The sequence below is a fragment of the Serratia sp. TSA_105.2 genome (assembly GCF_052692115.1).
On record NZ_JBQZFT010000020.1, the window covers coordinates 1 to 25,580 of the forward strand.

Below are 25,580 nucleotides of genomic sequence, written 5' to 3' on the forward strand. Positions count from 1 at the left end.
TTCTTCCCGGCCGCTGTGTGAAGTGAATCACTTGCGCCGTGTCGATGGAGGCGCATTATAGGGATCCGAGTTTTTTGCACAACCCCTTTTTTGATCTTTTCTTTCTGTTTGCACACTTTTCAGCCCTTCCGGGTGGATCTTGTGCGATCAGGGCCATTTTCCGCAGGATCCGGCGCTGCCGTTGGTTGTAATTCCATCGCCAGAGTCTAGTATTGCCGGTAATATGATCCCGACGTGAGGCAGCACTATGTCCGATGCAGTACGTTCTTATCTTCAATACACCCCCAAACTCGGTCAGCGCGTCTTGATCGATCCTTCCAGCGTCGTGATCGGCGACGTCGATCTGGCGGATGACGTCAGCATCTGGCCGCTGGTCGCCATCCGCGGTGACGTCAATGCGGTAAAGATCGGCGCGCGCAGCAATATTCAGGACGGCAGCGTACTGCATGTGACTCACCGTTCCGAACATAACCCCGACGGTTATCCCCTGCTGATTGGAGAAGATGTGACCGTAGGCCATAAAGCAATGCTGCACGGCTGCGCCATCGGCAACCGGGTGCTGGTCGGTATGGGTTCGATCCTGTTAGACGGTGTAGTAGTAGAAGACGACGTCATGATTGGTGCCGGCAGTTTGGTGGCGCCGGGCAAGCGCCTGGCGAGCGGCTATCTTTATATGGGTAGTCCGGCACGCCAGGTTCGGCCGTTGACCGCCGCCGAGTTGGAGGGATTGCTTTATTCTTCTAACAACTATGTACGCTGGAAAGACGAATACCTGTCGGAAGATATCTGATGGGCGCCCCGTTCCCTATAAAGAGAACGAGGTAGGATTTATGCCGCCAGCTCGCTGCGCAGCTGGCGCAATACCGGCTCGATCTCTGGCATCACTCCGTGCCAAAGCAGGAAAGCATGCGCCGCCTGCCCCACCAGCATGCCCAACCCATCGGCATATTCCGTTGCCCCCCGCTGCTGCGCCCAGGCCAGGAACGGCGTAATGCCCTGCTGATAGAACATGTCATAGCAACGGGTTTGCGCGTTCACCACGCCTGCGGGCAACGCCGGGATCTCCCCGCTGATACCGGACGCCGTCGCGTTGATCACCAGATCGAACGCTTGCTGATTCAGTTGATCCATCGGTATCGCCGAGATCTCCCCCAGATGCCGGAAAGCGTGGGCCAACTCTTGAGCCCGGCTGAAGGTGCGGTTGGTGATCGTGAGCCGGCAGCCGAAAGACAGCAGCGGTAGGATCACACCGCGCGCTGCGCCGCCGGCGCCCACCAGCAGAATGCGATCCTGCGGCCGGATCAATTGTTGACGCTGCAGATCGGTCAGCAAACCGATGCCGTCGGTGTTATCCCCCAATAGACCGCCATTCGGCAATACCTTCAGGGTATTGACTGCCCCGGCCATCGCTGCACGCTCGCTCAGCTCGGAGGCGAGCTCATAAGCACGCTCTTTGAAAGGCACCGTGACGTTCGCCCCCAGCCCTCCGGCGTGGATAAACGCCTGCAAACGGGTTTCAAAACCGTCCAACGGCGCCAGCACCGCTCCATAAGGATGCTCAATGCCAGTCTGGGCAGCGAACAGCGCATGAATTCGCGGCGACTTGCTGTGACCAATAGGGTTGCCAAATACCGCAAACTTCTCCATGCCCATTACCTCTAGCCCTGACGGAGCTGTTCGCCGGTCAGAGCATCTCTGATTTCGGAAGGATTAAGACGGCCACCCACCTCGCCGGCCAATACCGGGAAAGCAGTGCCGAATTGTCGTGTGACTTCATCCGCACTGCGGCACGGCTCCAACCCACTGAGATTGGCACTGGTCGATACCAGTGGCTTGCCGTACTGCCGACACAGCCGCTGCACCAACGGGTGATCGCTAACGCGCACCGCCAGCGAGCTGAAACGCCCGGTCAACAAGCGCGGCGTCTCCGGCCGAGCAGGCAACACCCAGGTTACCGGTCCTGGCCAACTGGCAAACATCGTCGCGCGCTGCTGTTCGCTGAGCGCGCTATCGTCGATATAGGGCTTAAGCTGTGCATAATCGGCGGCGATCAGAATCAGCCCCTTTTCCCACGGCCGCTGTTTCAACGCCAGCAGCGCATTGACCGCCTGTTCGCTGTCGGGATCGCACCCCAGGCCGAATACCGCTTCGGTAGGATAGGCAATCACCTGCTGTTGATGCAAAGCATCGATGATAGATACAAGGTTCGGGCTTAATTCTGAGTTCATGATGTGATTATTCTGTAGTCGCGACGGGTTTTCCGCACAGCTTGCTGGCACAGCACAGGACGGGGCCTTTTGCCGTACGCTTTTCCATCAGCAGCGGATAATGGCAATAGGCACATTCACCGGCGACAGGTTTAACATTGAGGGCGAATTGGCATTCAGGGTAACGATCGCAGGAATGAAAAATCTTGCCGTAGCGCGACTTGCGCTGCAGCAGTTTGCCCTGACCGCACTGCGGGCAGATAATGGCGGTTTCGTCAGGCTTATCGATCACTTCAGTGTGATCGCACTGCGGATAATCGCTGCAACCGATAAACATGCCATAGCGCCCCTGGCGCAGCACCAACGTCGCCTGGCACTTCGGGCACTGCTGCCCATCCAGCACCTTGACGATATGCCCATCGGCCTGCGCTTTCAGCGGGCGAATATATTGGCATTCAGGATACTGGGAACAGCCGAGGAAGGGGCCATGGCGACCGCTACGGATCACCAGCTCGGCCCCGCATTCCGGACAGGGTTCATTTTGCCTGGCGGCAAAAATCGCGTTTTTTGTCATAACGTCTTCTATGCGCGTTATCGGCTCAATGCAGATAACCTTCGTTCACTTCAAACAACAGTTCTTCCATTTGCTGATAGGCGCTTTCATATCCGGGGATATTAAACAGCACCATCAACACGACCCATTTCAGATCTTCGAGATCGAATTCCGCATTATCCAAGGCCATAACGCGGTCGATAACCATTTCACGGGTTTCGAGGTTCAATACCTGAATCTGTTCCAGGAACAGGAGAAAACCACGGCAGCCGGCGTCCAAACGCGCGCTTTCCTCTTCGGTGTAGATCCGCATTGCCAGCGGATCGGCATCCATAAAGTAAGGCGCATTTTGACCTTCTTGCAGGTCAGCCAACTTCTCAAGCCAATTCAACGCGTTGTAGATATCATCCCGATGAAACCCCGCCTGAGCGAGATCATCGGTCAGTTGATCCTGATCGACGCGCATCTCTGGTTCATTGTGGATATAAGTTTCAAACAAGTACATGAGTACGTCGAACATGGCTTGCCCTCCTTATTCGGACATAGCCGCCGGGTACAGCTGCGATCCACCCTGCTAACTCCAGTTCGAGTAACTTGATTACCACCACTGGCACAGGTTGGCCGGCACGTTCAGCGACGACGTCAACAGGTGTCACCTCATCTCCTACGTTAGCCAACACATCGGCAAATGGCAATTCAACTTCAGCCTGCGACGCACAAATAGTTGTATTTTCGTTCAGTGGCAGCCATTGGAGACCGCTTCCCAGCAATTCGGCGATATCTTTCGGCCCAGTCACCAGATGCGCGCCCTGTTGGATCAGCCAATGCGTGCCTTCGCTCATCGGGTTCCCTAACGGCCCCGGCAAGGCGAATACCTCACGCCCCTGCTCCAGCGCATAGCGAGCCGTCACCAGGGTACCGCTGCGCAACGAGGCTTCTATGACCAGAACGCCCTGGCTCAGCCCGCTGATAATGCGGTTGCGGCGCGGAAAATGGTCGGCCAGAGGCAAATCGGTGACCAAATGATCTGAAATCACCGCGCCGCCCTGCTCGACAATCTGCTCCGCGAGCCTGCGGTGCCGGCGTGGATAAACATTGGCCAGCCCACTGCCCAACACCGCTACCGTGCAACCCCCGGCCGCCAGCGCTGCACGATGGCAAATGCCGTCGATACCGATCGCCAAACCACTGGTGATGGTGAAACCGCAACGCGCCAATTCCTCGGCGAAATAATTGGCCCAACGCTCGCCGTAGTGGCTGAATTGCCGGCTGCCAACCATGGCGAGCTGCCGGCGCAGCAACGCCTGAGGATCGCCCTCGATCAGCAAAAACAGCGGTGCATCGTCGATCTGGGCCAGACGTTCGGGATAGCCGGCCGCTCCGTAGTTCAGCATACGGTGCGCCGGCTTCTCCAGCCAACGCAGGCTGGCCGCCAGATAACCGGGATCCAGCTGGTTGAACTGCGCCCGCTGCCGCTCGTTCAATCCCAGTTCACGCAACGCGCTGCGAGGCTCGTTCCCCATTTGCGATAGCTGCCGCACGATCCGGCTGGCCACGACGGTCTGCAGCCCCGTTACCCCTCGCATCCGTAAAGCGATCTCTTCCGGCCGCATCTTCTGTTCCCTCAGCAAAAACGGTGGTATTACCAATCCGAGCAATTGGTGCGCAATGCTGTCAATCAGGCCGGGAAATGTCTAGAATAGAGGTTAAACCTCGTTCATTACTCGGATACAGATCTAAAGATATATGTCAGTCTTGCAGGTATTACATTTCCCAGACGAGCGTCTGCGCAAAGTCGCAGCGCCGGTAAAAGAAGTCAATGCAGATATCCAGCGCATCGTGGATGATATGTTTGAAACCATGTACGCAGAGGAAGGCATTGGTCTGGCTGCGACCCAGGTGGATATCCATCAGCGCATTATCGTGATCGACGTCTCCGAGAACCGCGATCAGCGCCTGGTGCTGATCAACCCGGAGCTGCTGGAAAAGAGCGGCGAAACCGGCATCGAGGAAGGCTGTCTTTCCATTCCCGAGCAGCGTGCGTTGGTACCCCGTGCCGCGCAGGTGAAGATCCGCGCGCTGGATCGCGAAGGCAAACCTTTCGAGCTGGAAGCGGACGATCTGTTGGCGATCTGCATTCAGCACGAGATGGATCACCTGATGGGTAAACTGTTCGTCGATTACCTGTCGCCGCTCAAGCGTCAGCGCATTCGTCAGAAACTGGAAAAAATGGCCAAGCTTCAAGCCCGCGCCTAACCGATCAGGAAATCAACGTGTCTGATTCTTTACGGATTATTTTCGCCGGAACACCAGACTTCGCAGCGCGTCATCTTGACGCGCTGTTGTCATCTGAGCACCAGATTGTCGGCGTTTTTACCCAGCCAGACCGCCCGGCGGGCCGCGGCAACAAGCTGACGCCAAGCCCGGTCAAAGTGCTGGCCGAGCAACACCAACTGCCGGTATTTCAGCCCAAATCGCTGCGCCCCGAAGAGAACCAACGCCTGGTGGCCGATCTCAACGCCGACGTGATGGTGGTGGTTGCCTACGGGCTGATCCTGCCGCAGGCGGTGCTGGATATGCCGCGTCTCGGTTGCATCAACGTACATGGCTCGCTGCTGCCTCGCTGGCGCGGTGCGGCACCGATCCAGCGTTCGCTCTGGGCCGGCGACAGCGAAACCGGCGTGACCATCATGCAGATGGACGTCGGTCTCGATACCGGCGACATGATGCACAAGATTGCCTGCCCGATTGAGAGCAGCGATACCAGCGCCAGTCTCTACGACAAGCTGGCACAGCTCGGCCCGCAGGGTATGCTGACTACGCTGCGCCAAATGGCAGACGGCAGCGCCACCCGCGAAGTGCAGGACGAAGCGCTGGTCACCTACGCAGAGAAGCTGAGCAAAGAAGAAGCCCGTCTGGACTGGCATCTGTCCGCAGCCCAGCTGGAGCGCTGCATCCGCGCCTTCAACCCTTGGCCAGTCAGCTACTTCACCATCGACGATCAACCGGTGAAAGTGTGGCAAGCCAGCGTACTGGCGCAAAGCGCCAACGCGGAGCCAGGCACCGTTGTCCATGCCGACAAGCACGGCATTCAGGTAGCGACCGCCGACGGCATCCTCAATCTGATCCAACTGCAGCCCGCCGGCAAGAAACCGATGTCGGCGCAAGACCTTTTAAATTCACGTCGTGAATGGTTTACCCCGGGTAACCGGCTGTAAGTCACCCCACTGCCCGGCCGTTCATCGCCGGGCCGTTATTTTCTTAATGCCGATCGTTATCAGCTTCAGCCTATGAAAAATAATTACAATCTCCGCAGCATCGCTGCCAAAGCCATCGGCCAGGTGCTGGATCAAGGGCAGTCGCTCAGCACTGTCCTGCCAACACTCCAAACCGCCATCAGCGATAAAGATCGCGGGTTGTTGCAGGAACTGTGTTTCGGCACGTTGCGCGTGCTGCCGCAGCTCGAATGGTGCATTCAACAATTGATGGCCAAGCCGCTGACCGGCAAGCAGCGTACGCTGCACTATCTGCTGATGGTCGGCCTGTACCAGCTGCTGTATACCCGTATCCCGGCGCACGCCGTATTGGCCGAAACCGTGGAAGGCGCGGTGGCGCTGAAACGCCCGCAGTTGAAAGGCCTGATTAACGGCGTCTTACGGCAATTCCAGCGCCAGCAGGAAGAGCTCCTGCAGCGCGCCGCCAACAATGACAGCCGCTATCTGCACCCGAGCTGGTTGCTGAAACGCATTCAACAAGCCTATCCCGCCAACTGGGAACAGATCGTCGACGCCAATAACCAGAAGCCACCGATGTGGCTGCGCGTCAACCGCCTGCATCACACCCGCGAAGTTTATCTGCAGTTGTTGACCGACGCCGGTATCGCCGCAGAGCCTCATTCAGACTATGCCGATGCAGTGCGGTTGCTGGCGCCTTGCGCCGTGACCGATCTGCCTGGGTTCGCCGACGGCTGGGTCACCGTGCAAGATGCCTCAGCCCAGGGCTGTGTCGATCTATTGGATCCGCAAGACGGTGAACAGATCCTCGATTTGTGCGCCGCGCCTGGCGGCAAAACCACGCATATTCTGGAAGCGGCACCGAAAGCGCACGTCCTGGCGGTCGATATCGACGAACAGCGCCTGGCGCGGGTGAAGGAAAATCTGCAGCGCCTGCGTTTGCATGCCGAGGTTAAACTGGGCGATGGCCGCACCCCGCAGCAATGGTGCGGTGACAAGCAGTTCGACCGGATCCTGCTGGACGCGCCTTGTTCCGCCACCGGCGTTATCCGCCGTCACCCCGACATCAAATGGCTGCGCCGCGATCGCGACATCGCCGAACTCGCCGCGCTGCAGGCCGAGATCCTGGAAGCCGTCTGGCCCCATCTGAAATCGGGCGGCGTGATGGTTTACGCCACCTGCTCTATCCTGCCGGATGAAAACAGCAGCCAGATCGCCGCGTTTTTGCAGCGCCACGCCGATGCCAAACTGGTTGAAACCGGCGATGCGCAGCGGCCAGGGCGGCAGAATATCCCGCATCCCGAGGACGGCGATGGCTTCTTTTACGCTAAGCTGATTAAAATGTAATGCTTCGGGGCGTGCGTGCGCGCCCTAAGTCTTTCAGTGTGAAGCAGAGAACACGATGAAAATAATTATTCTTGGTGCCGGTCAGGTTGGCGGGACGCTGGCGGAAAACCTGGTGGGTGAAAACAACGATATCACCGTCGTCGATACCGATTCCGGTCGTCTGCGTCAGCTGCAGGATAAATTCGATCTGCGCGTGGTTCAGGGGCACGGTTCTCACCCTAGGGTACTGCGCGAAGCCGGCGCGGAAGACGCTGACATGCTGGTCGCCGTCACCAACTCCGACGAAACCAACATGATCGCCTGCCAGATCGCCTATTCTCTGTTTAATACCCCCAACCGTATCGCCCGTATCCGCGCGCCGGAATATATCCGCGAGTCGGAGAAACTGTTCCTGCCGGAAGCGGTGCCGATCGACCATCTGATTTCACCGGAGCAGTTGGTCATAGACTATATCTACAAGCTGATTGAATACCCCGGCGCGCTGCAGGTGGTCAATTTCGCCGAAGGCAAGGTCAGCATCGCCGCGGTTAAAGCCTATTACGGCGGCCCGCTGGTCGGCAATGCGCTCTCTTCGATGCGCGAACACATGCCGCATATCGACACCCGCGTCGCCGCTATTTTCCGCCAGGACAGACCGATCCGTCCGCAAGGCTCGACCATTATCGAAGCCGGTGATGAAGTCTTCTTCGTCGCCGCCTCACAGCACATCCGCGCGGTGATGAGCGAACTGCAGCGGCTGGAAAAACCGTATAAGCGCATCATGATCGTCGGCGGTGGTAACGTCGGCGCCGGCCTGGCCGCCAGGTTGGAAAAAGACTACAACGTCAAACTGATCGAGCGGAACCAGCAACGCGCCGCCGAACTGGCCGAGCAGCTGCACGATACCATCGTGTTCTATGGCGATGCCTCCGATCAGGAACTGCTGGCCGAAGAGCACGTCGAGCAGGTGGATGTCTTCATCGCCATCACCAACGACGATGAGGCCAACATCATGTCGGCCATGCTGGCCAAGCGCATGGGCGCCAAGAAGGTGATGGTATTGATCCAGCGCCGCGCCTATGTCGATTTGGTGCAGGGCAGCGTGATCGATATCGCCATTTCTCCGCAACAGGCGACCATCTCTGCCCTGTTGGGGCACGTGCGCAAAGCGGATATCGTCAGCGTGTCGTCGCTGCGCCGCGGCGTAGCGGAAGCGATCGAGGCGATTGCCCACGGCGATGAAAGCACGTCCAAAGTGGTCGGCCGCATCGTCGAAGACATCAAGCTGCCACCGGGTACCACCATCGGTGCGATCGTGCGTGGCGACGACGTGATCATCGCCAACGGCAATAGCAAAATCGAACAGGGCGATCACGTCATCATGTTTATTACCGACAAGAAATTCGTGCCGGACGTTGAACGCTTGTTCCAACCGAGCCCGTTCTTCTTGTAGAACGAATTTATTAGGCGATGGTCTATAATCGCGTAGTTGTTCTCTGCCTTGGGGGGAGATAAAACTTCTCTCCTTTTGTGGCAAAGGGAAATTGCTTTGTTAAACTTGAGTTATTAATTCTGCAAGGGGTGCGTTCTATGAGTATGTTGAAAGAGTTTCGCGAATTTGCCATGCGTGGCAACGTGGTCGATTTGGCCGTCGGTGTGATTATCGGTGCTGCATTCGGCAAGATTGTTTCGTCCTTCGTGGCCGATATCATCATGCCACCTCTGGGCCTACTGATCGGCGGCGTCGACTTTAAACAGTTCCATCTGGTATTACGTGAAGCTCAGGGCGCCGTCCCGGCGGTGGTAATGAACTACGGTTCATTCATTCAAACCGTATTCGACTTCGTGATTGTCGCCTTCGCCATCTTCCTGGCGATTAAATTGATGAACAAAATGCGCCGCAAGCAGGAAGAAGCCCCGGCAGCACCGCCAGCACCTACCGCAGAAGAGAAACTGCTGACGGAAATCCGTGACCTGCTGAGCCAGCAACAGCAGCCAAAACTGTAAAACAGCGTTTGATTACGCCAATAAAAAGCCACCTGCCGAAGGTGGCTTTTTTAATCCCTTAAAACCAGAAGGCCAGTGGTAACTTATCGTTTGATAGTTTACCACTGGCCTCCCAGTTACCGCCTTTGTTGTGTTTTTCTTTACGCCGATAGCTGCCTTTGCCTTTCACATTCTTTTCTACTCGTTGACGGAATAGCGGATCATGCAGCAGCGCCTCAATGGCGTTATCTTGAATCTGACCTTTAGTGTGACGATATTTCGTCATGATAATGCTCCTGTAAAAGGTGGGGTAATAAAACGGGGCGATAATACTGCCGGCGGTATAAAAATTAAAGTGCCGTCAGCAACCTTTTTTGCCTTTTTCATCGCTGGCGCCCTGTTCCAAGGCCTCCAGAATAGAGCAATAATTGCTGGTATGGGCAGTGCCGCAGCAGGCATCACTCAGCCGCTTCAGCGATTCGCGCATACGAGTCAGCTCCGCCAACTTGCTTTCCACTTCGCTCAGGCGCGCATCGACGATCGACTTCGACTCCTGACAGGTATGATGCTCAGGATCGACGCGGATCGACAGCAGTTCGGCGATCGTTTCCAGAGTAAACCCCAGCTGCTTGGCATAGCGAATGAAGCGCAGCCGCTGCAGATCCTGTTCGGTATATAAGCGATAGCCGCCTTCGGTGCGGACATTGTGATCCATCATGCCCTGCTTTTCATAGTAACGCACGGTATCCGGCGTTACTTCGGCAAGCTTGGCCAACTGACCTATCTTGAACATTACTTCTCCTCCCGAGTGAATTTTCCGTCCAATGCACGCTGATATTCGCCATGCAAGAAATCCGTACTCATTCCGGCCTGACGCAATCGATGCTCCAGCAGCGCCATGCGTTTGCTGAGTTCGACATAGTCCGGATGTTCACTGCTAATCCCTTGCAGCAAGCGAGCAACGGTCAACGCCTCTTTGCGATCTTCCAGCTCCGGTGGCAGGTAACCGGCATTTTTCAGCAGACGGTAACCCGCGCGGAGTTCAGCCGGCACCGCGCTGTCATCTTCCAGCGCCAACGGTTGGCCCTGGCCGGGCAGATTGTCGAACTCGCCTTTATCCTGGGCCTCAAGGATATGACGTTCCGCCCATTGATCGAGCAACCCCATGACAGACAGCCTCGGTTAGCCTAATGAATAAGCCTTAGCATAGCGGATAGGGGCGTGGATCTTAAGCGCAGCGGGGGAATTACGCATATTTGGCTGGGTTTGGACGTAAAAAAACCGGGCAAGCCCGGTTTTTTTACGCGTCTACAGATTACTCTGCAGTTGCTACTTCTGCTTGAGACTCAGCACGATCAACCAGCTCGATGTATGCCATCGGCGCGTTGTCGCCTGCGCGGAAGCCACACTTCAGAATGCGAGTGTAACCACCGGCACGGCTCGCGAAACGCGGGCCCAGCTCGTTAAACAGTTTTGCCACGATCTCGTTATCACGAGTACGGGCGAATGCCAGACGACGATTAGCTACGCTGTCGGTCTTGGCAAGAGTAATCAGCGGCTCAACAACGCGACGCAGCTCTTTTGCTTTTGGCAGGGTCGTCTTGATGATCTCATGACGAACCAAAGAGCCGGCCATGTTACGGAACATAGCCTGGCGATGGCTGCTGTTACGGTTCAGTTGACGACCACTCTTACGATGGCGCATGACCTTATCCTTCTCAGTAAAACCTTAACCTGTGATCCGGTTACTCGTCAGCAATGCTTGCCGGCGGCCAGTTTTCCAGGCGCATGCCCAGAGACAGACCACGTGAGGCCAGCACGTCTTTAATCTCGGTAAGAGATTTTTTACCCAGGTTTGGCGTTTTCAGCAACTCAACCTCGGTACGCTGTACCAGATCACCGATGTAGTGGATAGCTTCTGCCTTGAGGCAGTTAGCAGAGCGGACAGTCAATTCCAGATCGTCAACAGGGCGCAGCAAGATCGGATCGAACTCTGGTTTCTCTTCTTTAACTTCCGGCTGACGTACATCACGCAGGTCAACGAAAGCTTCAAGTTGTTCAGCCAGAATGGTGGCCGCACGGCGGATCGCCTCTTCAGGATCGATCGTGCCATTGGTCTCCATCTCGATGACCAGCTTATCCAAGTCAGTACGCTGTTCTACACGCGCAGCTTCAACATTGTAGGCGATACGCTCTACAGGGCTGTAGCAGGCGTCAACCAACAGACGACCGATTGGGCGCTCATCTTCTTCCGAATGAATTCGGGCAGAAGCCGGCACATAACCGCGACCGCGCTGAACTTTGATACGCATGCTGATAGCCGCGTTCTCATCAGTCAGGTGGCAAATCACGTGCTGAGGCTTGACGATTTCGACATCACCATCATGGGTGATGTCGGCAGCGGTCACAGGGCCAATGCCAGATTTATTCAGGGTAAGAATAACTTCGTCTTTGCCTTGAACTCTCACCGCCAGCCCTTTCAGGTTGAGCAGGATCTCCAGGATATCTTCCTGTACGCCTTCTTTGGTGCTGTACTCATGCAGTACACCATCAATCTCAACCTCGGTCACCGCGCAACCCGGCATAGATGAAAGCAGAATACGGCGCAGTGCGTTGCCAAGAGTATGGCCAAAGCCACGCTCTAAAGGCTCAAGGGTCACCTTGGCGTGCGTCGAACTGACTTGCTCGATATCTACCAGGCGCGGTTTTAGAAACTCTGTCACAGAACCCTGCATTGTGTCCTCTCTTTGGTACTAAGCTTTACTTGGAGTAAAGCTCGACGATCAGGTGTTCGTTAATGTCCGCAGACAGATCGGTACGTTCAGGCATACGCTTGAACACGCCTTCCATCTTCGCAGCATCAACTTCCAGCCAAGTCGGCTTTTCACGCTGCTCAGCCAGCTCCAGAGAAGCTTTAACACGAGACTGCTTTTTAGCTTTCTCGCGGATGCTGACTACGTCATTCGGAGATACCTGATAAGAAGCGATGTTAACAACGTGACCGTTTACCATAACTGCTTTGTGGCTAACCAGCTGACGTGACTCTGCACGAGTAGCGCCGAAGCCCATACGGTAAACAACGTTGTCCAGACGACCTTCCAGCAGCTGCAACAGGTTTTCACCGGTGTTGCCCTTCAGGCGGGTTGCTTCTTTGTAATAGTTACGGAATTGACGCTCCAGAATGCCGTACATACGGCGAACTTTCTGCTTCTCACGCAACTGAACACCGTAATCAGACAGACGCGGTTTACGCGCACCGTGCTGACCAGGTGCTTGTTCAATTTTACACTTGGAATCGATCGCGCGAACGCCAGACTTAAGGAACAGGTCTGTGCCCTCACGACGGCTCAGCTTGAGCTTAGGACCCAAATATCTTGCCATTTTCTTTCTCCAACAATCCTAAAAGCTGCGTTACACGCGGCGCTTTTTCGGCGGACGACAACCGTTATGAGGGATCGGAGTCACATCAGTAATATTAGTGATGCGGAAACCAGCCGCGTTCAGAGCGCGGATAGTAGACTCACGACCAGGACCAGGTCCTTTAACCATAACTTCCAGGTTCTTGATACCGTATTCTTTTACTGCGTCAGCACAACGTTCTGCTGCAACCTGTGCTGCGAACGGAGTGGACTTACGAGAACCACGGAAACCGGAACCACCGGCTGTTGCCCAACCCAAAGCATTACCCTGACGATCAGTGATGGTAACGATGGTGTTGTTGAAAGAAGCATGGATATGAGCCACGCCGTCAGAGACTTGCTTTCTTACACGCTTACGTGTACGAACAGGTGCCTTTGCCATTATTCAATAACCCCGATTATTTCTTGATCGGCTTGCGCGGACCCTTACGGGTACGAGCGTTGGTCTTGGTGCGCTGACCGCGTACCGGCAGACCACGACGATGACGCAAACCACGATAGCAACCAAGGTCCATAAGACGCTTGATGCTCAGGGTAATTTCACGACGCAAATCACCCTCAACGGTGTATTTGGCAACTGCATCACGAAGCTTTTCGATTTGCTCTTCAGACAGCTCACTGATCTTAACATTTTCAGCAATACCCGTGGATGCACAGATAGCCTGTGAACGGGTTTTACCGATACCGAAGATCGACGTTAAGGCGATAACGGTATGTTTATGATCAGGAATGTTAATGCCTGCTATACGGGCCACTATGCACTCCTACTATTTTATACAGCAACACCATTCTGAAAAGCCCGTTTTCAGGATACTCAAATAGTGTTGCAGTGCGACATACAAAAGATTGGCTGGCTAATCTAGCCAGCTCAACCCAACTTTGCAAGAAAAATATGCGAGATAATCAGCCTTGACGCTGTTTATGCTTCGGCTCGGCGCTGCAAATCACACGAACGACACCGTTACGCTTAACGATTTTGCAGTTACGACATAATTTCTTGACGGAAGCACGAACTTTCATTTTTACTCTCCGTAACTTCTCAAACGAATCTGACTAGCGGTTATAGCCTTTCAGATTTGCTTTCTTCAATGCAGACTCGTACTGACTTGACATCATCAGAGTTTGCACTTGAGCCATAAAGTCCATGATGACGACAACCACGATCAGTAGCGAGGTACCACCAAAGTAGAATGGTACTTTCATTGCATCACGCATGAACTCCGGGATCAGGCAGATGAAAGTAATGTACATCGCGCCCACCAGGGTTAAACGCGTCATTACTTTATCGATATACTTCGCCGTTTGCTCTCCCGGACGAATTCCTGGTACGAAGGCACCGGACTTCTTCAGGTTATCTGCTGTCTCACGCGGGTTGAAGACCAACGCCGTGTAGAAGAAACAGAAGAAGATGATTGCAGACGCATAGAGTAACACATAAAGCGGTTGCCCTGGCTGCAAATACAGCGAAATCGTAGTCAGCCAGTTCCAACCGGTACCGCCCCCAAACCATGATGCAATCGTGGCCGGGAACAGAATAATGCTGGAAGCGAAAATCGCCGGGATAACACCCGCCATGTTCACTTTCAACGGTAAATGTGTACTCTGTGCTGCATAAACACGACGACCTTGTTGACGCTTCGCATAGTTAACGACGATACGACGTTGACCACGCTCGATGAAAACAACGAAGAAGGTTACTGCAAACACCAATACTGCAACCAACAGCAGCAGGAGGAAGTGCAGGTCGCCTTGCCGCGCTTGCTCGATAGTATGGGCCACTGCCGGCGGGAGCCCCGCTACAATACCCGCGAAGATAATGATCGAGATACCGTTGCCGATACCGCGCTCAGTAATCTGCTCACCCAGCCACATCAGGAACATTGTCCCGGTTACCAGGCTCACAACCGCAGTAAAGTAGAATGCAAAGCCTGGGTTTAACACCAGGCCCTGCATACCAGGCATATTCGGCAGACCGGTAGCAATACCGATCGACTGGAATATGGCCAATACCAGCGTACCGTAACGAGTGTACTGGCTAATCTTGCGACGGCCAGCCTCCCCTTCTTTCTTGATTTCCGCCAACGCTGGATGAACCACCGTCAGCAGCTGGATAATGATCGACGCCGAAATATACGGCATGATCCCCAGAGCAAAGATAGAAGCACGGCTGAGGGCACCACCAGAGAACATGTTAAACATTTCAATGATAGTGCCTCTCTGCTGCTCAAGCAATTTGGCAAGCACAGTGGCATCGATACCAGGAATCGGAATGAAAGAGCCGATACGGAAGACAATCAGCGCGCCGATTACAAACAAAAGTCTGCGCTTCAGCTCGCCGAGCCCGCCTTTAGCACTTTGAAAATCTAATCCTGGTTGCTTAGCCATCTGCTACTTATTCCTCAATTTTACCGCCAGCAGCCTCGATAGCAGCACGAGCGCCTTTGGTGACACGCAGACCACGCAGGGTTACCGGACGAGCGACTTCGCCAGAAAGTACAACTTTCGCGAATTCGATCTGGACACCAACTACGTTAGCGGCTTTCAGCGCGTTCAGGTCGATAACATCGCCTTCAACCAGAGCCAGTTCAGACAGACGAACTTCTGCCGTGATCATCGCTTTGCGTGAAGTGAAGCCGAATTTCGGCAGACGACGGTACAGAGGCATCTGACCACCTTCGAAACCACGACGTACGCCACCGCCAGAACGAGACTTCTGACCTTTGTGACCACGGCCGCCGGTTTTACCCAGGCCAGAACCAATACCACGACCTACACGCTTAGGCGCATGCTTGGCACCTTCAGCCGGAGACAGAGTATTTAAACGCATCTGTTACTCCTCAACTTTAACCATGTAGGAAACCAGGTTGACCATACCGCGAACAGCAGGAGTATCCTCGCGCTCTACGGTGTGACCAATACGACGCAGACCCAGACCGAGCAGAGTAGCTTTATGCTTCGGCAGACGGCCAATTGAGCTGCGAGTTTGTGTAACTTTAATAGTCTTAGCCATGGTCAATTACCCCAGAATGTCGGCAACGGATTTACCACGCTTAGCAGCGACCATTTCAGGAGACTTCATATTCGCCAGAGCGTCGATAGTTGCACGAACCACGTTGATCGGGTTGGTGGAACCATAAGCTTTAGCCAATACGTTGTGCACCCCAGCAACTTCGAGAACGGCGCGCATTGCACCACCCGCGATGATACCGGTACCTTCATGAGCAGGCTGCATGAACACGCGAGAACCCGTGTGAGCGCCCTTAACAGGGTGCTGCAGGGTGCCGCTGTTCAGCGCGACGTTCATCATGTTGCGACGGGCTTTTTCCATCGCTTTCTGGATCGCTGCTGGAACTTCGCGTGCTTTGCCGTAGCCAAAACCAACGCGACCGTTACCATCACCAACTACAGTCAGTGCGGTAAAGCTGAAAATACGGCCACCTTTTACGGTTTTAGATACGCGGTTTACCGCGATCAGCTTTTCCTGCAGTTCGCCAGCTTGTTTTTCGATGTGAGCCATCTTAAACCTCTTCCTTAGAACTGAAGGCCAGCTTCACGGGCAGCATCTGCCAGTGCCTGGACTCGACCATGATATTGGAAACCGGAACGGTCAAAGGATACTTTCGCAATCCCTTTTTCCAACGCGCGCTCAGCCAGAGCTTTACCTACGGCTGCTGCTGCGTCTTTGTTACCGGAATACTTCAGTTGCTCCGCGATAGCTTTTTCTAAAGTAGAAGCGGCTACCAGTACTTCAGAACCGTTTGGAGCAATCACCTGTGCGTAAATGTGACGCGGGGTACGATGTACCACCAGGCGGGTTGCACCCAGCTCTTGGAGCTTGCGGCGTGCGCGGGTCGCACGACGGATACGAGCAGATTTCTTATCCATAGTGTTACCTTACTTCTTCTTAGCCTCTTTGGTACGCACGACTTCGTCGGCGTAACGAACACCTTTGCCTTTGTAAGGCTCAGGACGACGGTAAGCACGCAGATCTGCTGCTACCTGGCCAATGACCTGCTTATCAGCGCCTTTCAGCACGATTTCAGTTTGGCTTGGGCATTCAGCAGTGATACCTGCCGGCAGCTGGTGATCGATAGGGTGAGAGAAGCCCAGGGCCAAATTCACCACGTTGCCTTTAACGGCAGCACGATAACCAACACCTACCAGTTGAAGCTTTTTGGTGAAGCCTTCGGTAACACCAACAACCATTGCGTTCAGCAGAGCGCGCGTGGTACCCGCTTGAGCCCATGCGTTAGCAAAACCTTCGCGCGGAGCGAAAGTCAGTGCGTCAGCTTCTTGCTTCACTTCAACGGCGTCGTGGATAGTACGAGTCAACTCGCCGTTTTTACCCTTAATCGAAATAACCTGACCGTTGAGTTTTACCTCTACGCCGGCAGGAATGACGACGGGTGCTTTTGCAACACGAGACATTCTTTCCTCCCGAATTAAGCTACGTAGCAGATAATCTCGCCACCAAGACCAGCCTGGCGAGCTGCACGATCGGTCATAACACCTTTAGAGGTAGAAACAACAGCGATACCCAAACCGGCCATAACTTTTGGCAGCTCATCTTTTTTCTTGTAGATGCGCAGACCTGGACGGCTGATACGTTGAATGCTTTCTACCACAGCTTTGCCCTGGAAGTACTTCAGTACCAGTTCCAGAACAGGCTTGGCGTCGCCTTCGATTTTGAAATCTTCAATAAAACCTTCTTCCTTCAGCACGTTGGCAATTGCCACTTTCAGCTTGGAGGAAGGCATGGTGACCGCAACTTTGTTCGCGGCTTGACCGTTACGGATACGGGTCAGCATATCCGCGATCGGATCTTGCATGCTCATCTGTCTTTACTCCCGTGATTCAATTGGTAATTACCAGCTAGCCTTTTTCAAGCCTGGTACTTCACCGCGCATAGCGGCTTCACGAAGCTTAATACGGCTCAACCCGAATTTGCCCACATAACCATGTGGACGGCCAGTTTGGCGGCAGCGTTTACGCTGACGAGACGGGCTGGAATCACGCGGCAGAGTTTGCAGCTTGAGAACGGCATTCCAACGATCTTCATCGGATGCGTTCACATCAGAGATAATAGCTTTCAGTTCAACGCGTTTTGCAAAGAACTTGTCAGCTAATTTCACGCGCTTGACTTCGCGTGCTTTCATTGATTGCTTAGCCATCAGTAACCCTGCCTTACTTGCGGAACGGGAAGTTAAAAGCAGCCAGCAGCGCGCGGCCTTCATCATCAGATTTCGCAGTAGTGGTAATGGTAATATCCAAACCACGAACGCGATCGACTTTGTCGTAGTCGATTTCTGGGAAGATGATTTGCTCACGCACGCCCATGCTGTAGTTGCCACGGCCATCGAATGACTTGGCGGACAGGCCACGGAAGTCACGGATACGTGGAACAGCAATGGAGATCAGGCGCTCAAAGAACTCCCACATGCGTTCGCCACGCAGAGTTACTTTACAGCCGATCGGATAGCCCTGACGGATTTTGAAGCCTGCAACAGATTTGCGGGCTTTGGTGATCAACGGTTTTTGACCGGAGATAGCTGTCAGGTCCGCTGCGGCGTTATCCAGCAGTTTCTTGTCAGCAATCGCTTCACCAACACCCATGTTCAGGGTGATCTTCTCGACCCGAGGGACTTGCATGACAGAGTTGTAATCAAACTGAGACATCAGTTGTTTGACTACCTCGTCTTTGTAGTAATCATGCAGTTTCGCCATCGTATTACTCCAAATTACTTGATAGTTTCGCTGTTAGATTTGAAGAAACGGACTTTTTTGCCGTCTTCGAATCTAAAGCCTACACGGTCAGCCTTGCCGGTAGCCGCGTTGAAGATAGCAATGTTAGAAACCTGAATTGCAGCTTCTTTTTCAACAATGCCGCCTGGTTGGTTCAGAGCCGGAACCGGCTTCTGGTGTTTCTTAACCAGGTTGATGCCTTCAACAATGACCTTGCCAGCAGACAGGACATTTTTTACTTTACCGCGTTTACCTTTGTCTTTCCCGGTAATCACGATAACTTCGTCATCACGACGGATCTTCGCTGCCATGTTCGCTCCTTAGAGTACTTCTGGTGCCAGAGAGATAATTTTCATGAACTTCTCATTACGCAGTTCACGAGTTACCGGCCCAAAAATACGCGTACCGATTGGCTGCTCGCTGTTATTGTTCAAAATAACGCATGCATTGCCATCGAAGCGAATGACAGAACCGTCCGGGCGACGTACACCCTTCTTGGTGCGCACCACTACCGCCTTCAGAACATCGCCTTTCTTCACCTTACCGCGAGGAATTGCTTCCTTGATGGTAATTTTGATGATGTCGCCGACGCCTGCGTAGCGACGGTGCGAGCCACCTAGAACCTTGATACACATTACGCGACGTGCACCGGAGTTGTCGGCGACGTTCAGCATAGTCTGTTCTTGGATCATTTTAGTGCTCCGCTAATGTCAACTACTACTTTAAAGACCCAAGTAAAATTAGGCCGTTGAAAAGCCCCATAACCGAGGGCGCAGCATTATAACACCGCTTACTTGGTATGGGTAGAAAAAATAAACGGCTCATTTTCTGAGCCGTTTATTAAGTGAGAGCCAGCTACTCTATTACAGAATCGCTTTCTCTACAACGCGAACCAACGTCCAGGACTTAGTCTTGGACAGTGGGCGGCATTCGCGGATTTCCACCACGTCGCCGGTACCACATTCGTTGTTCTCGTCATGTACGTGCAGCTTGGTCGTACGTTTGATGAATTTCCCGTAGATCGGGTGCTTCACAGTACGTTCGATAGCAACAACGATGGATTTCTCCATTTTATCGCTAACAACACGACCCTGCAGGGTACGGATAACTTCAGTCATTTACACACCCGCCTTTTGAGTCAGTAAAGTCTTAACGCGTGCGACGTCACGACGCACTTGTTTCAACAGGTGAGTTTGTTGCAGCTGGCCACTGGCCGCCTGCATGCGCAAGTTGAATTGCTCACGCAGCAGGTTGAGCAGCTCGGCATTCAGCTCTTCAACGCTTTTTTCACGCAGCTCTTGTGCTTTCATTACATCACCGTCTTAGTTACAAAGGTGGTTTTGATCGGCAGTTTCGCTGCTGCCAGTTTGAATGCCTCGCGGGCAACCTCTTCTGGCACGCCGTCCATTTCGTACAGGACCTTACCAGGCTGGATCAGGGCAACCCAATACTCCACGTTACCCTTACCTTTACCCATACGCACTTCCAGCGGCTTCTCGGTGATCGGTTTGTCCGGGAATACACGGATCCAGATCTTGCCTTGACGCTTAACTGCACGAGTCATTGCACGACGAGCTGCTTCGATTTGACGAGCAGTCAGACGGCCACGGCCAACAGCTTTCAGACCGAAAGTGCCGAAGCTAACATCCGTACCTTGCGCCAGACCACGGTTGCGGCCCTTGTGCACCTTACGGAATTTTGTACGCTTTGGTTGTAACATCAGCGACTCTCCTTACTTGCGGCCTTTACGCTGCTGCTTTTTAGGTTGAGCAGCCGGTTCCGGTTGTTCAACTGCAGCCATACCACCCAGGATCTCACCTTTGAAGATCCATACCTTAACGCCGATTACACCATAAGTGGTGTGCGCTTCAGATGTGTTGTAGTCGATGTCCGCACGCAGAGTGTGCAATGGAACACGACCTTCGCGGTACCATTCGGTACGTGCGATTTCAGCGCCGCCAAGACGGCCGCTTACTTCAACTTTGATACCTTTAGCGCCAAGACGCATTGCGTTCTGTACTGCACGCTTCATAGCACGACGGAACATAACGCGACGTTCCAGCTGAGAAGTGATGCTGTCAGCAACCAATTTAGCGTCGAGTTCCGGTTTACGGACTTCGGCGATGTTGATCTGTGCAGGAACGCCAGCGATGTTCGCTACGACCTTGCGCAGTTTTTCGACGTCTTCACCTTTCTTGCCGATAACGATGCCTGGACGAGCAGTGTGAATGGTCACACGGATGCTCTTCGCAGGACGCTCGATAACGATGCGAGAAACGGAAGCTTTCGACAGTTCCTTAGTCAGGAATTGACGAACTTTAAAGTCGCTGTCCAGGTTGTCAGCGAATTCTTTGGTATTCGCATACCAAGTAGAGTTCCAAGGTTTGACAATACCCAGGCGAATACCATTAGGATGTACTTTCTGACCCATTGCTAGTCTCCAGAGTCTCAGCGATCGGACACAACCACAGTAATGTGGCTGGTGCGCTTCAGGATGCGATCTGCACGACCTTTTGCACGCGGCATAATGCGCTTCATGCTTGGGCCTTCGTCTACGAAGATTTTCGTAACTTTCAGATCATCGATGTCAGCGCCATCGTTGTGTTCTGCGTTAGCAATGGCAGACTCCAGCACTTTCTTAACCAGACCAGCAGCTTTCTTGTTGGTGTAGGTCAGAGTTTCCAGAGCTTGCGACACTTTCTTACCGCGAATCAGGTCAGCAACAAGGCGAACCTTCTGAGCAGAAGAACGAGCGTGGCGATGTTTAGCGATAGTTTCCATCTCTTCCTCCTACCTTAGCGCTTTTTAGCTTTTTTATCAGCCGCATGGCCGCGATAAGTACGAGTCGGCGCGAATTCACCCAGTTTGTGACCGACCATTTCATCGGAAACGAACACTGGTACGTGCTGACGACCATTATGGACAGCGATGGTCAAACCGATCATGTTAGGAAAGATCGTTGAACGACGGGACCAAGTGCGCAAAGGCTTCTTGTCACCGCTTTCCACCGCTTTCTCTACCTTCTTCAGCAAGTGCAGGTCAATAAAAGGACCTTTCTTGAGAGAACGTGGCATGGCTTATCCTCTAATTATTTTTTGCTACGGCGACGTACGATGAACTTATCAGTACGCTTGTTGCTACGGGTCTTCTTACCTTTGGTCTGAACGCCCCACGGAGTTACCGGGTGCTTACCAAAGTTACGACCTTCACCACCACCGTGCGGGTGATCTACCGGGTTCATCGCCGTACCGCGAACGGTAGGACGAACACCACGCCAACGTGCAGCACCTGCTTTACCCAGAACGCGAAGCATGTGTTCAGCGTTACCGACTTCACCCAGGGTGGCGCGGCAATCAGCTGGAACTTTACGCATTTCGCCGGAGCGCAGACGCAGAGTTACGTAGGAACCATCACGAGCAACGATCTGAACGTAGGCACCAGCGGAGCGAGCCATCTGGCCGCCTTTACCTGGTTTCATTTCTACGTTGTGAACCGTTGAACCAACTGGAATGTTGCGCATCGGCAGGGTGTTACCCGCTTTGATTGCAGCATCAACGCCAGATTGAATCTGGTCACCAGCTTTCAGGCCTTTCGGCGCCAGGATGTAACGGCGTTCGCCGTCTTTGTACAGAACCAGCGCGATGTTCGCGGAACGGTTCGGATCGTACTCCAGACGCTCAACCACAGCAGGGATACCGTCTTTGTTGCGCTTGAAGTCAACCAGACGATAATGTTGCTTGTGGCCACCACCGATATGACGGGTGGTGATACGGCCATTGTTGTTACGACCACCGCTTTTGCTCAGTTTTTCCAGCAGCGGGGCATAAGGTTTACCCTTGTGCAGCTCAGGGTTAACCACTTTAACAACGTGGCGACGACCCGGAGATGTAGGTTTACATTTAACAATTGCCATTGTTCTTACTCCTCCGACTTACTCTGCGCCGCCGATGAAGTCCAGATTCTGGCCTTCTTTCAGGGTGACGTAAGCTTTTTTCCAGTCGCTACGACGACCAACACGCTGACCGTGACGCTTCACTTTCCCTTTAACTACCAGGGTGTTCACGTCTTTGACTTCGACTTCAAACAGTTTCTGCACTGCAGCTTTGATTTCTGCTTTGGTCGCGTCTTTGGCAACTTTGAGAACGATGGTGTTGCTTTTTTCCATCGCAGCGGATGCTTTTTCAGATACGTGCGGTGCACGCAGCACTTTCAGCAAACGTTCTTCACGGATCATGCCAGCATCTCCTCAACTTGCTTCACAGCATCAGCAGTCATAACCACTTTGTCGAAGGCGATCAGGCTAACCGGATCGATACCTGCTACATCGCGCACGTCAACCTTGTACAGGTTGCGAGCTGCCAGGAACAGATTCTCATCCAGTTCACCGGTCACGATCAGCACGTCTTCCAGAGCCATATCTTTCAGTTTCTGTGCCAGCAGCTTAGTTTTAGGCGCTTCTACAGAGAACTTCTCGACAACGATCAGACGATCTTGACGTACCAGTTCGGACAGGATGCTTTTCAGCGCGCCGCGGTACATCTTTTTGTTTACTTTCTGACTGTGGTCCTGTGGCTTAGCAGCAAAGGTCACGCCGCCTGAACGCCAGATCGGGCTCTTTACAGAACCTGAACGCGCACGGCCGGTGCCTTTCTGACGCCATGGCTTTTTGCCGGAACCAGTTACTTCAGCACGGGTCTTCTGAGCACGAGTACCTTGACGGGCACCTGCTGCATAAGCAACAACAACCTGGTGTACCAGCGCTTCGTTGAAATCACGACCGAAGGTAGTTTCGGAAACAGTCAGCGCGCTTTGCGCGTCTTTCAATACTAATTCCATTGCTATCCCCTTACGCCTTCACAGCTGGTTTAACGATCAGGTTGCCACCGGTTGCGCCCGGTACAGCACCCTTAACCAGCAGCAGGTTGCGCTCAGCGTCAACACGTACTACGTCCAGGCTTTGAACGGTTACGCGCTCATCACCCAGGTGGCCAGCCATTTTCTTGCCTTTGAACACTTTGCCCGGAGTCTGGTTCTGACCGATAGAACCCGGAACGCGGTGAGACAAGGAGTTACCGTGGGTAGCGTCTTGGGTACGGAAGTTCCAGCGCTTAACAGTGCCAGCAAAACCTTTACCTTTAGAAGTACCGGTAACATCGACTTTTTTAACGTCAGCGAAGATTTCTACGCTAATTTCCTGACCTGCAGCGAATTCTTGACCTTCTTCCAGGCGGAATTCCCACAGACCACGGCCAGCTTCAACGCCAGCTTTAGCGAAATGGCCCGCTTCCGGCTTGGTTACACGGTTAGCTTTTTTGCTACCAGTGGTAACCTGAACGGCACGGTAACCGTCGGTGTCCAGGCTTTTAACCTGAGTCACGCGGTTCGCTTCAATTTCAATTACGGTTACTGGGATAGAAACGCCATCTTCAGTGAAGATACGGGTCATACCCACTTTTTTACCGACTAAACCAATCATTGTTTCAACCTCTCAATCGCTCAATGACCTGATTAACCCAGGCTGATCTGCACGTCTACACCGGCAGCCAGATCCAGACGCATCAGAGCATCAACGGTTTTCTCGGTTGGCTCAACGATGTCAACCAGACGCTTGTGAGTGCGAATCTCGTACTGATCGCGCGCGTCTTTGTTAACGTGCGGAGAGATCAGAACGGTAAAGCGCTCTTTGCGAGTTGGCAGCGGGATCGGACCACGGACTTGCGCACCAGTGCGCTTTGCAGTCTCGACGATTTCCGCGGTTGATTGATCGATCAGACGATGATCAAACGCTTTCAGGCGGATACGGATTCTTTGGTTCTGCATGAGACCAGAGCTCCAATTATTTATAAACGTAAATAATTACTCCTCACACCCATTTCGATTGATGGGGGAGTGTAATCGTCAACATATAACCCCCATATCGGGAGTATTGTTCGAAAGGCAAAAAAGGCCTGCCAATCGACTGATTCGCTAAAATCAGGCTTACCAAGATTAGGTAAGCCCGCGCATTATACGCAAAATGGCCCAGGAAGCAAGCCGCAGTTGGAAATATGCTCAGGAAATCGTCATTTTTGCGCGTTCAGCGGCAGTCGCGAGATGAGGACGGCTAACAGGGTATGAATTATGCTTGGCGGGGAAGCTCCCCTGCCCCACCGTAAAAACGGTCGCCGGCAGGAGAGACGATGACGAACGGAAGACAGGCTTACTCTTTGCGCTCTAGAACCTGGGCCTGGGCATAGTTTTGAATACCGAGGCGAGCGATCAGATCCAGCTCGGTTTCCAGCCAGTCGATATGCTCTTCTTCATCGGCCAGGATATCGATCATCAAATCGCGGCTGACGTAATCATGAATCGAGTCGGCATAGGCGATACCTTCACGCAGGTTTTTAGCGCCTGCCAGCTCCAGCGCCAGATCGGAACGCAGCATCTCTTCAATGTCTTCGCCGATGTTCAGCTTGCCGAGATCCTGCAGGTTAGGGAGCCCTTCCAGGAACAGGATACGCTCGATGTAGCGATCGGCATGCTTCATTTCGTCGATCGACTCGTGGTATTCCTTGTCGTTGAGGCGCATTAAGCCCCAATTCTTGAACATGCGGGCGTGCAGGAAATATTGATTGATGGCAACCAGCTCGTTGCCGAGCAGCTTGTTGAGGTGAGCAATGATCTTTTTATCGCCTTTCATAGGTAACTCCTCCTGGCCAGTTCTAAAAGTGTAGAACCTGTAAGCCAAGAGTCAAAAATAACCTTACCCTTTGTTAGGCAACTTCATGCATTGGGATGATAGTTCCGCGCTCCTCCACCATAATCTGTCTTGCCTGACGAATGCACTTTCCACAATCGGTACCAATCGGCACAAGTTCACGCAGCTGCTTCATGGTATGGGGATTGTGCTGACGCACCGCATTACGGATCGCTTTGTCAGTCACCGCATTACACAGACATACATACATAGAGAGACTCACTTCTTAACCAATGCATTGAGTCTAAATAGGAATGGTTTTTATTTCAATTAAGATTTGAACAAATTGCATAAAAAAAGGGCACCGAAGTGCCCTTTTTGTGTCGAAAAATTATTCGCGATTAAGCGATAACTTTAGCAACAACACCAGCGCCTACA

The 25,580-nt window shown here is 53.4% G+C and carries 44 protein-coding genes; 6 read left to right on the top strand and 38 right to left on the bottom strand.

Annotated features, from left to right (window positions below):
- Nucleotides 1-247 precede the first annotated feature (247 nt).
- Nucleotides 248-790 (top strand): gamma carbonic anhydrase family protein, encoded by a 543-nt coding sequence (locus ACUTSC_RS24620; RefSeq protein ID WP_004929699.1) that lies wholly within the window; start codon nt 248-250, stop codon nt 788-790.
- A gap of 38 nt (nt 791-828) precedes the next feature.
- On the opposite strand, the gene aroE is transcribed toward ACUTSC_RS24620, so the two are convergent.
- From aroE to dprA, 5 genes are read right to left on the bottom strand one after another with little or no spacing between them, the layout of a single operon-like run.
- Nucleotides 829-1,647, bottom strand: coding sequence for a shikimate dehydrogenase (gene aroE, locus ACUTSC_RS24625; RefSeq protein WP_197768497.1), 819 nt, complete (start codon nt 1,645-1,647; stop codon nt 829-831).
- An 11-nt stretch (nt 1,648-1,658) separates the two neighbouring features.
- Nucleotides 1,659-2,228 carry an L-threonylcarbamoyladenylate synthase type 1 TsaC gene (gene tsaC / locus ACUTSC_RS24630; RefSeq protein ID WP_197768498.1) on the bottom strand — a complete coding sequence of 190 codons (570 nt, stop codon included), beginning with the start codon at nt 2,226-2,228 and terminating at the stop codon, nt 1,659-1,661.
- 7 nt (nt 2,229-2,235) lie between these two features.
- Nucleotides 2,236-2,781 (bottom strand): topoisomerase DNA-binding C4 zinc finger domain-containing protein, encoded by a 546-nt coding sequence (locus ACUTSC_RS24635; protein WP_197768499.1) that lies wholly within the window; start codon nt 2,779-2,781, stop codon nt 2,236-2,238.
- Between the two features lie 25 nt (nt 2,782-2,806).
- The gene (gene smg / locus ACUTSC_RS24640) at nt 2,807-3,280 is read right to left on the bottom strand and encodes a DUF494 family protein Smg (protein ID WP_033650013.1); all 474 of its coding nucleotides are present in this window, start codon (nt 3,278-3,280) and stop codon (nt 2,807-2,809) included.
- Nucleotides 3,252-4,373 carry a DNA-protecting protein DprA gene (gene dprA / locus ACUTSC_RS24645; RefSeq protein WP_197768500.1) on the bottom strand — a complete coding sequence of 374 codons (1,122 nt, stop codon included), beginning with the start codon at nt 4,371-4,373 and terminating at the stop codon, nt 3,252-3,254. The genes smg and dprA overlap by 29 nt, the downstream gene beginning before the upstream one ends.
- 133 nt (nt 4,374-4,506) lie before the next feature.
- On the opposite strand from dprA, the gene def reads away from it, so the two are divergent.
- The 5 genes from def to mscL all read left to right on the top strand — a co-directional run bounded on the left by def (nt 4,507) and on the right by mscL (nt 9,326).
- On the top strand, nt 4,507-5,016 hold the full coding sequence (gene def, locus ACUTSC_RS24650; protein WP_015379260.1) for a peptide deformylase: 510 nt from the start codon (nt 4,507-4,509) through the stop codon (nt 5,014-5,016).
- Between the two features lie 17 nt (nt 5,017-5,033).
- On the top strand, nt 5,034-5,978 hold the full coding sequence (gene fmt / locus ACUTSC_RS24655; protein ID WP_197768501.1) for a methionyl-tRNA formyltransferase: 945 nt from the start codon (nt 5,034-5,036) through the stop codon (nt 5,976-5,978).
- Between the two features lie 72 nt (nt 5,979-6,050).
- The gene (rsmB, locus tag ACUTSC_RS24660) at nt 6,051-7,340 is read left to right on the top strand and encodes a 16S rRNA (cytosine(967)-C(5))-methyltransferase RsmB (protein ID WP_197768502.1); all 1,290 of its coding nucleotides are present in this window, start codon (nt 6,051-6,053) and stop codon (nt 7,338-7,340) included.
- 55 nt (nt 7,341-7,395) lie between these two features.
- On the top strand, nt 7,396-8,772 hold the full coding sequence (trkA, locus tag ACUTSC_RS24665) for a Trk system potassium transporter TrkA (protein WP_063991190.1): 1,377 nt from the start codon (nt 7,396-7,398) through the stop codon (nt 8,770-8,772).
- A gap of 137 nt (nt 8,773-8,909) precedes the next feature.
- On the top strand, nt 8,910-9,326 hold the full coding sequence (mscL, locus tag ACUTSC_RS24670; protein ID WP_025304493.1) for a large-conductance mechanosensitive channel protein MscL: 417 nt from the start codon (nt 8,910-8,912) through the stop codon (nt 9,324-9,326).
- Nucleotides 9,327-9,384: 58 nt separating this feature from the next.
- On the opposite strand, the gene ACUTSC_RS24675 is transcribed toward mscL, so the two are convergent.
- The 33 genes from ACUTSC_RS24675 to bfd form a co-directional block, all read right to left on the bottom strand.
- Entirely contained in the window at nt 9,385-9,591 is a 207-nt protein-coding gene (locus ACUTSC_RS24675) for an alternative ribosome-rescue factor A (protein ID WP_047729715.1), read from the bottom strand.
- Nucleotides 9,592-9,666: 75 nt separating this feature from the next.
- On the bottom strand, nt 9,667-10,098 hold the full coding sequence (zntR, locus tag ACUTSC_RS24680) for a Zn(2+)-responsive transcriptional regulator (RefSeq protein ID WP_033636251.1): 432 nt from the start codon (nt 10,096-10,098) through the stop codon (nt 9,667-9,669).
- On the bottom strand, nt 10,098-10,472 hold the full coding sequence (locus ACUTSC_RS24685; RefSeq protein WP_197768503.1) for a DnaJ family domain-containing protein: 375 nt from the start codon (nt 10,470-10,472) through the stop codon (nt 10,098-10,100). Before ACUTSC_RS24685 ends, zntR begins: the two co-directional genes overlap by 1 nt.
- 148 nt (nt 10,473-10,620) lie before the next feature.
- Nucleotides 10,621-11,010 (bottom strand): 50S ribosomal protein L17, encoded by a 390-nt coding sequence (rplQ, locus tag ACUTSC_RS24690; protein WP_004929726.1) that lies wholly within the window; start codon nt 11,008-11,010, stop codon nt 10,621-10,623.
- Between the two features lie 40 nt (nt 11,011-11,050).
- Nucleotides 11,051-12,040 carry a DNA-directed RNA polymerase subunit alpha gene (locus ACUTSC_RS24695; protein ID WP_002919219.1) on the bottom strand — a complete coding sequence of 330 codons (990 nt, stop codon included), beginning with the start codon at nt 12,038-12,040 and terminating at the stop codon, nt 11,051-11,053.
- Nucleotides 12,041-12,065: 25 nt separating this feature from the next.
- Entirely contained in the window at nt 12,066-12,686 is a 621-nt protein-coding gene (rpsD, locus tag ACUTSC_RS24700; protein WP_025304496.1) for a 30S ribosomal protein S4, read from the bottom strand.
- A gap of 30 nt (nt 12,687-12,716) precedes the next feature.
- Nucleotides 12,717-13,106 carry a 30S ribosomal protein S11 gene (rpsK, locus tag ACUTSC_RS24705; protein ID WP_004929731.1) on the bottom strand — a complete coding sequence of 130 codons (390 nt, stop codon included), beginning with the start codon at nt 13,104-13,106 and terminating at the stop codon, nt 12,717-12,719.
- Nucleotides 13,107-13,122: 16 nt separating this feature from the next.
- Nucleotides 13,123-13,479 carry a 30S ribosomal protein S13 gene (rpsM, locus tag ACUTSC_RS24710; RefSeq protein ID WP_004929734.1) on the bottom strand — a complete coding sequence of 119 codons (357 nt, stop codon included), beginning with the start codon at nt 13,477-13,479 and terminating at the stop codon, nt 13,123-13,125.
- A 148-nt stretch (nt 13,480-13,627) separates the two neighbouring features.
- The gene (gene rpmJ / locus ACUTSC_RS24715; RefSeq protein ID WP_002227352.1) at nt 13,628-13,744 is read right to left on the bottom strand and encodes a 50S ribosomal protein L36; all 117 of its coding nucleotides are present in this window, start codon (nt 13,742-13,744) and stop codon (nt 13,628-13,630) included.
- Between the two features lie 33 nt (nt 13,745-13,777).
- Complete coding sequence (secY, locus tag ACUTSC_RS24720; RefSeq protein WP_004929740.1) at nt 13,778-15,109, bottom strand: preprotein translocase subunit SecY; 1,332 nt, start codon at nt 15,107-15,109, stop codon at nt 13,778-13,780.
- A gap of 7 nt (nt 15,110-15,116) precedes the next feature.
- Nucleotides 15,117-15,551, bottom strand: a complete 435-nt coding sequence (rplO, locus tag ACUTSC_RS24725; RefSeq protein WP_004929742.1) for a 50S ribosomal protein L15 — start codon at nt 15,549-15,551, stop codon at nt 15,117-15,119.
- Between the two features lie 3 nt (nt 15,552-15,554).
- A complete protein-coding gene (gene rpmD, locus ACUTSC_RS24730) occupies nt 15,555-15,734 on the bottom strand; it encodes a 50S ribosomal protein L30 (protein ID WP_048232028.1) in 180 nt (59 codons plus the stop codon).
- A 6-nt stretch (nt 15,735-15,740) separates the two neighbouring features.
- Entirely contained in the window at nt 15,741-16,241 is a 501-nt protein-coding gene (rpsE, locus tag ACUTSC_RS24735) for a 30S ribosomal protein S5 (protein ID WP_004929747.1), read from the bottom strand.
- Nucleotides 16,242-16,255: 14 nt separating this feature from the next.
- Nucleotides 16,256-16,609, bottom strand: a complete 354-nt coding sequence (gene rplR / locus ACUTSC_RS24740; protein ID WP_004929748.1) for a 50S ribosomal protein L18 — start codon at nt 16,607-16,609, stop codon at nt 16,256-16,258.
- A 9-nt stretch (nt 16,610-16,618) separates the two neighbouring features.
- Nucleotides 16,619-17,152, bottom strand: a complete 534-nt coding sequence (rplF, locus tag ACUTSC_RS24745; RefSeq protein WP_197768504.1) for a 50S ribosomal protein L6 — start codon at nt 17,150-17,152, stop codon at nt 16,619-16,621.
- A 14-nt stretch (nt 17,153-17,166) separates the two neighbouring features.
- The gene (rpsH, locus tag ACUTSC_RS24750) at nt 17,167-17,559 is read right to left on the bottom strand and encodes a 30S ribosomal protein S8 (RefSeq protein ID WP_004929753.1); all 393 of its coding nucleotides are present in this window, start codon (nt 17,557-17,559) and stop codon (nt 17,167-17,169) included.
- A 30-nt stretch (nt 17,560-17,589) separates the two neighbouring features.
- On the bottom strand, nt 17,590-17,895 hold the full coding sequence (gene rpsN, locus ACUTSC_RS24755) for a 30S ribosomal protein S14 (RefSeq protein WP_048232029.1): 306 nt from the start codon (nt 17,893-17,895) through the stop codon (nt 17,590-17,592).
- A 13-nt stretch (nt 17,896-17,908) separates the two neighbouring features.
- Nucleotides 17,909-18,448 (bottom strand): 50S ribosomal protein L5, encoded by a 540-nt coding sequence (rplE, locus tag ACUTSC_RS24760; protein WP_061800465.1) that lies wholly within the window; start codon nt 18,446-18,448, stop codon nt 17,909-17,911.
- Nucleotides 18,449-18,462: 14 nt separating this feature from the next.
- Nucleotides 18,463-18,777 carry a 50S ribosomal protein L24 gene (gene rplX / locus ACUTSC_RS24765; RefSeq protein WP_004929758.1) on the bottom strand — a complete coding sequence of 105 codons (315 nt, stop codon included), beginning with the start codon at nt 18,775-18,777 and terminating at the stop codon, nt 18,463-18,465.
- Between the two features lie 9 nt (nt 18,778-18,786).
- The gene (gene rplN / locus ACUTSC_RS24770; RefSeq protein WP_000613954.1) at nt 18,787-19,158 is read right to left on the bottom strand and encodes a 50S ribosomal protein L14; all 372 of its coding nucleotides are present in this window, start codon (nt 19,156-19,158) and stop codon (nt 18,787-18,789) included.
- 171 nt (nt 19,159-19,329) lie between these two features.
- Nucleotides 19,330-19,584: a 30S ribosomal protein S17 gene (rpsQ, locus tag ACUTSC_RS24775; RefSeq protein WP_004929760.1), complete on the bottom strand. Its 255-nt coding sequence runs from the start codon at nt 19,582-19,584 to the stop codon at nt 19,330-19,332.
- Nucleotides 19,585-19,776 (bottom strand): 50S ribosomal protein L29, encoded by a 192-nt coding sequence (gene rpmC / locus ACUTSC_RS24780; protein ID WP_004929762.1) that lies wholly within the window; start codon nt 19,774-19,776, stop codon nt 19,585-19,587.
- Nucleotides 19,776-20,186, bottom strand: coding sequence for a 50S ribosomal protein L16 (gene rplP, locus ACUTSC_RS24785; protein WP_004929764.1), 411 nt, complete (start codon nt 20,184-20,186; stop codon nt 19,776-19,778). The genes rpmC and rplP overlap by 1 nt, the downstream gene beginning before the upstream one ends.
- Nucleotides 20,187-20,198: 12 nt before the next feature.
- Nucleotides 20,199-20,897 carry a 30S ribosomal protein S3 gene (rpsC, locus tag ACUTSC_RS24790; protein ID WP_063991193.1) on the bottom strand — a complete coding sequence of 233 codons (699 nt, stop codon included), beginning with the start codon at nt 20,895-20,897 and terminating at the stop codon, nt 20,199-20,201.
- Nucleotides 20,898-20,914: 17 nt separating this feature from the next.
- Nucleotides 20,915-21,247 (bottom strand): 50S ribosomal protein L22, encoded by a 333-nt coding sequence (gene rplV, locus ACUTSC_RS24795; RefSeq protein WP_002223844.1) that lies wholly within the window; start codon nt 21,245-21,247, stop codon nt 20,915-20,917.
- Between the two features lie 14 nt (nt 21,248-21,261).
- Nucleotides 21,262-21,540 (bottom strand): 30S ribosomal protein S19, encoded by a 279-nt coding sequence (gene rpsS / locus ACUTSC_RS24800; RefSeq protein WP_004929772.1) that lies wholly within the window; start codon nt 21,538-21,540, stop codon nt 21,262-21,264.
- A 14-nt stretch (nt 21,541-21,554) separates the two neighbouring features.
- Nucleotides 21,555-22,379 carry a 50S ribosomal protein L2 gene (gene rplB / locus ACUTSC_RS24805; protein WP_004929775.1) on the bottom strand — a complete coding sequence of 275 codons (825 nt, stop codon included), beginning with the start codon at nt 22,377-22,379 and terminating at the stop codon, nt 21,555-21,557.
- Between the two features lie 18 nt (nt 22,380-22,397).
- Nucleotides 22,398-22,700 carry a 50S ribosomal protein L23 gene (gene rplW, locus ACUTSC_RS24810; protein ID WP_004929776.1) on the bottom strand — a complete coding sequence of 101 codons (303 nt, stop codon included), beginning with the start codon at nt 22,698-22,700 and terminating at the stop codon, nt 22,398-22,400.
- Complete coding sequence (gene rplD / locus ACUTSC_RS24815) at nt 22,697-23,302, bottom strand: 50S ribosomal protein L4 (RefSeq protein ID WP_004929779.1); 606 nt, start codon at nt 23,300-23,302, stop codon at nt 22,697-22,699. Before rplD ends, rplW begins: the two co-directional genes overlap by 4 nt.
- A 10-nt stretch (nt 23,303-23,312) precedes the next feature.
- Nucleotides 23,313-23,942 (bottom strand): 50S ribosomal protein L3, encoded by a 630-nt coding sequence (gene rplC / locus ACUTSC_RS24820; RefSeq protein WP_015379265.1) that lies wholly within the window; start codon nt 23,940-23,942, stop codon nt 23,313-23,315.
- A gap of 32 nt (nt 23,943-23,974) precedes the next feature.
- Nucleotides 23,975-24,286 carry a 30S ribosomal protein S10 gene (gene rpsJ, locus ACUTSC_RS24825; protein ID WP_001181005.1) on the bottom strand — a complete coding sequence of 104 codons (312 nt, stop codon included), beginning with the start codon at nt 24,284-24,286 and terminating at the stop codon, nt 23,975-23,977.
- A 379-nt stretch (nt 24,287-24,665) separates the two neighbouring features.
- Nucleotides 24,666-25,145: a bacterioferritin gene (gene bfr, locus ACUTSC_RS24830; protein ID WP_060424586.1), complete on the bottom strand. Its 480-nt coding sequence runs from the start codon at nt 25,143-25,145 to the stop codon at nt 24,666-24,668.
- 73 nt (nt 25,146-25,218) lie between these two features.
- Nucleotides 25,219-25,413 (bottom strand): bacterioferritin-associated ferredoxin, encoded by a 195-nt coding sequence (gene bfd, locus ACUTSC_RS24835; RefSeq protein WP_015379266.1) that lies wholly within the window; start codon nt 25,411-25,413, stop codon nt 25,219-25,221.
- Nucleotides 25,414-25,580 lie beyond the last annotated feature (167 nt).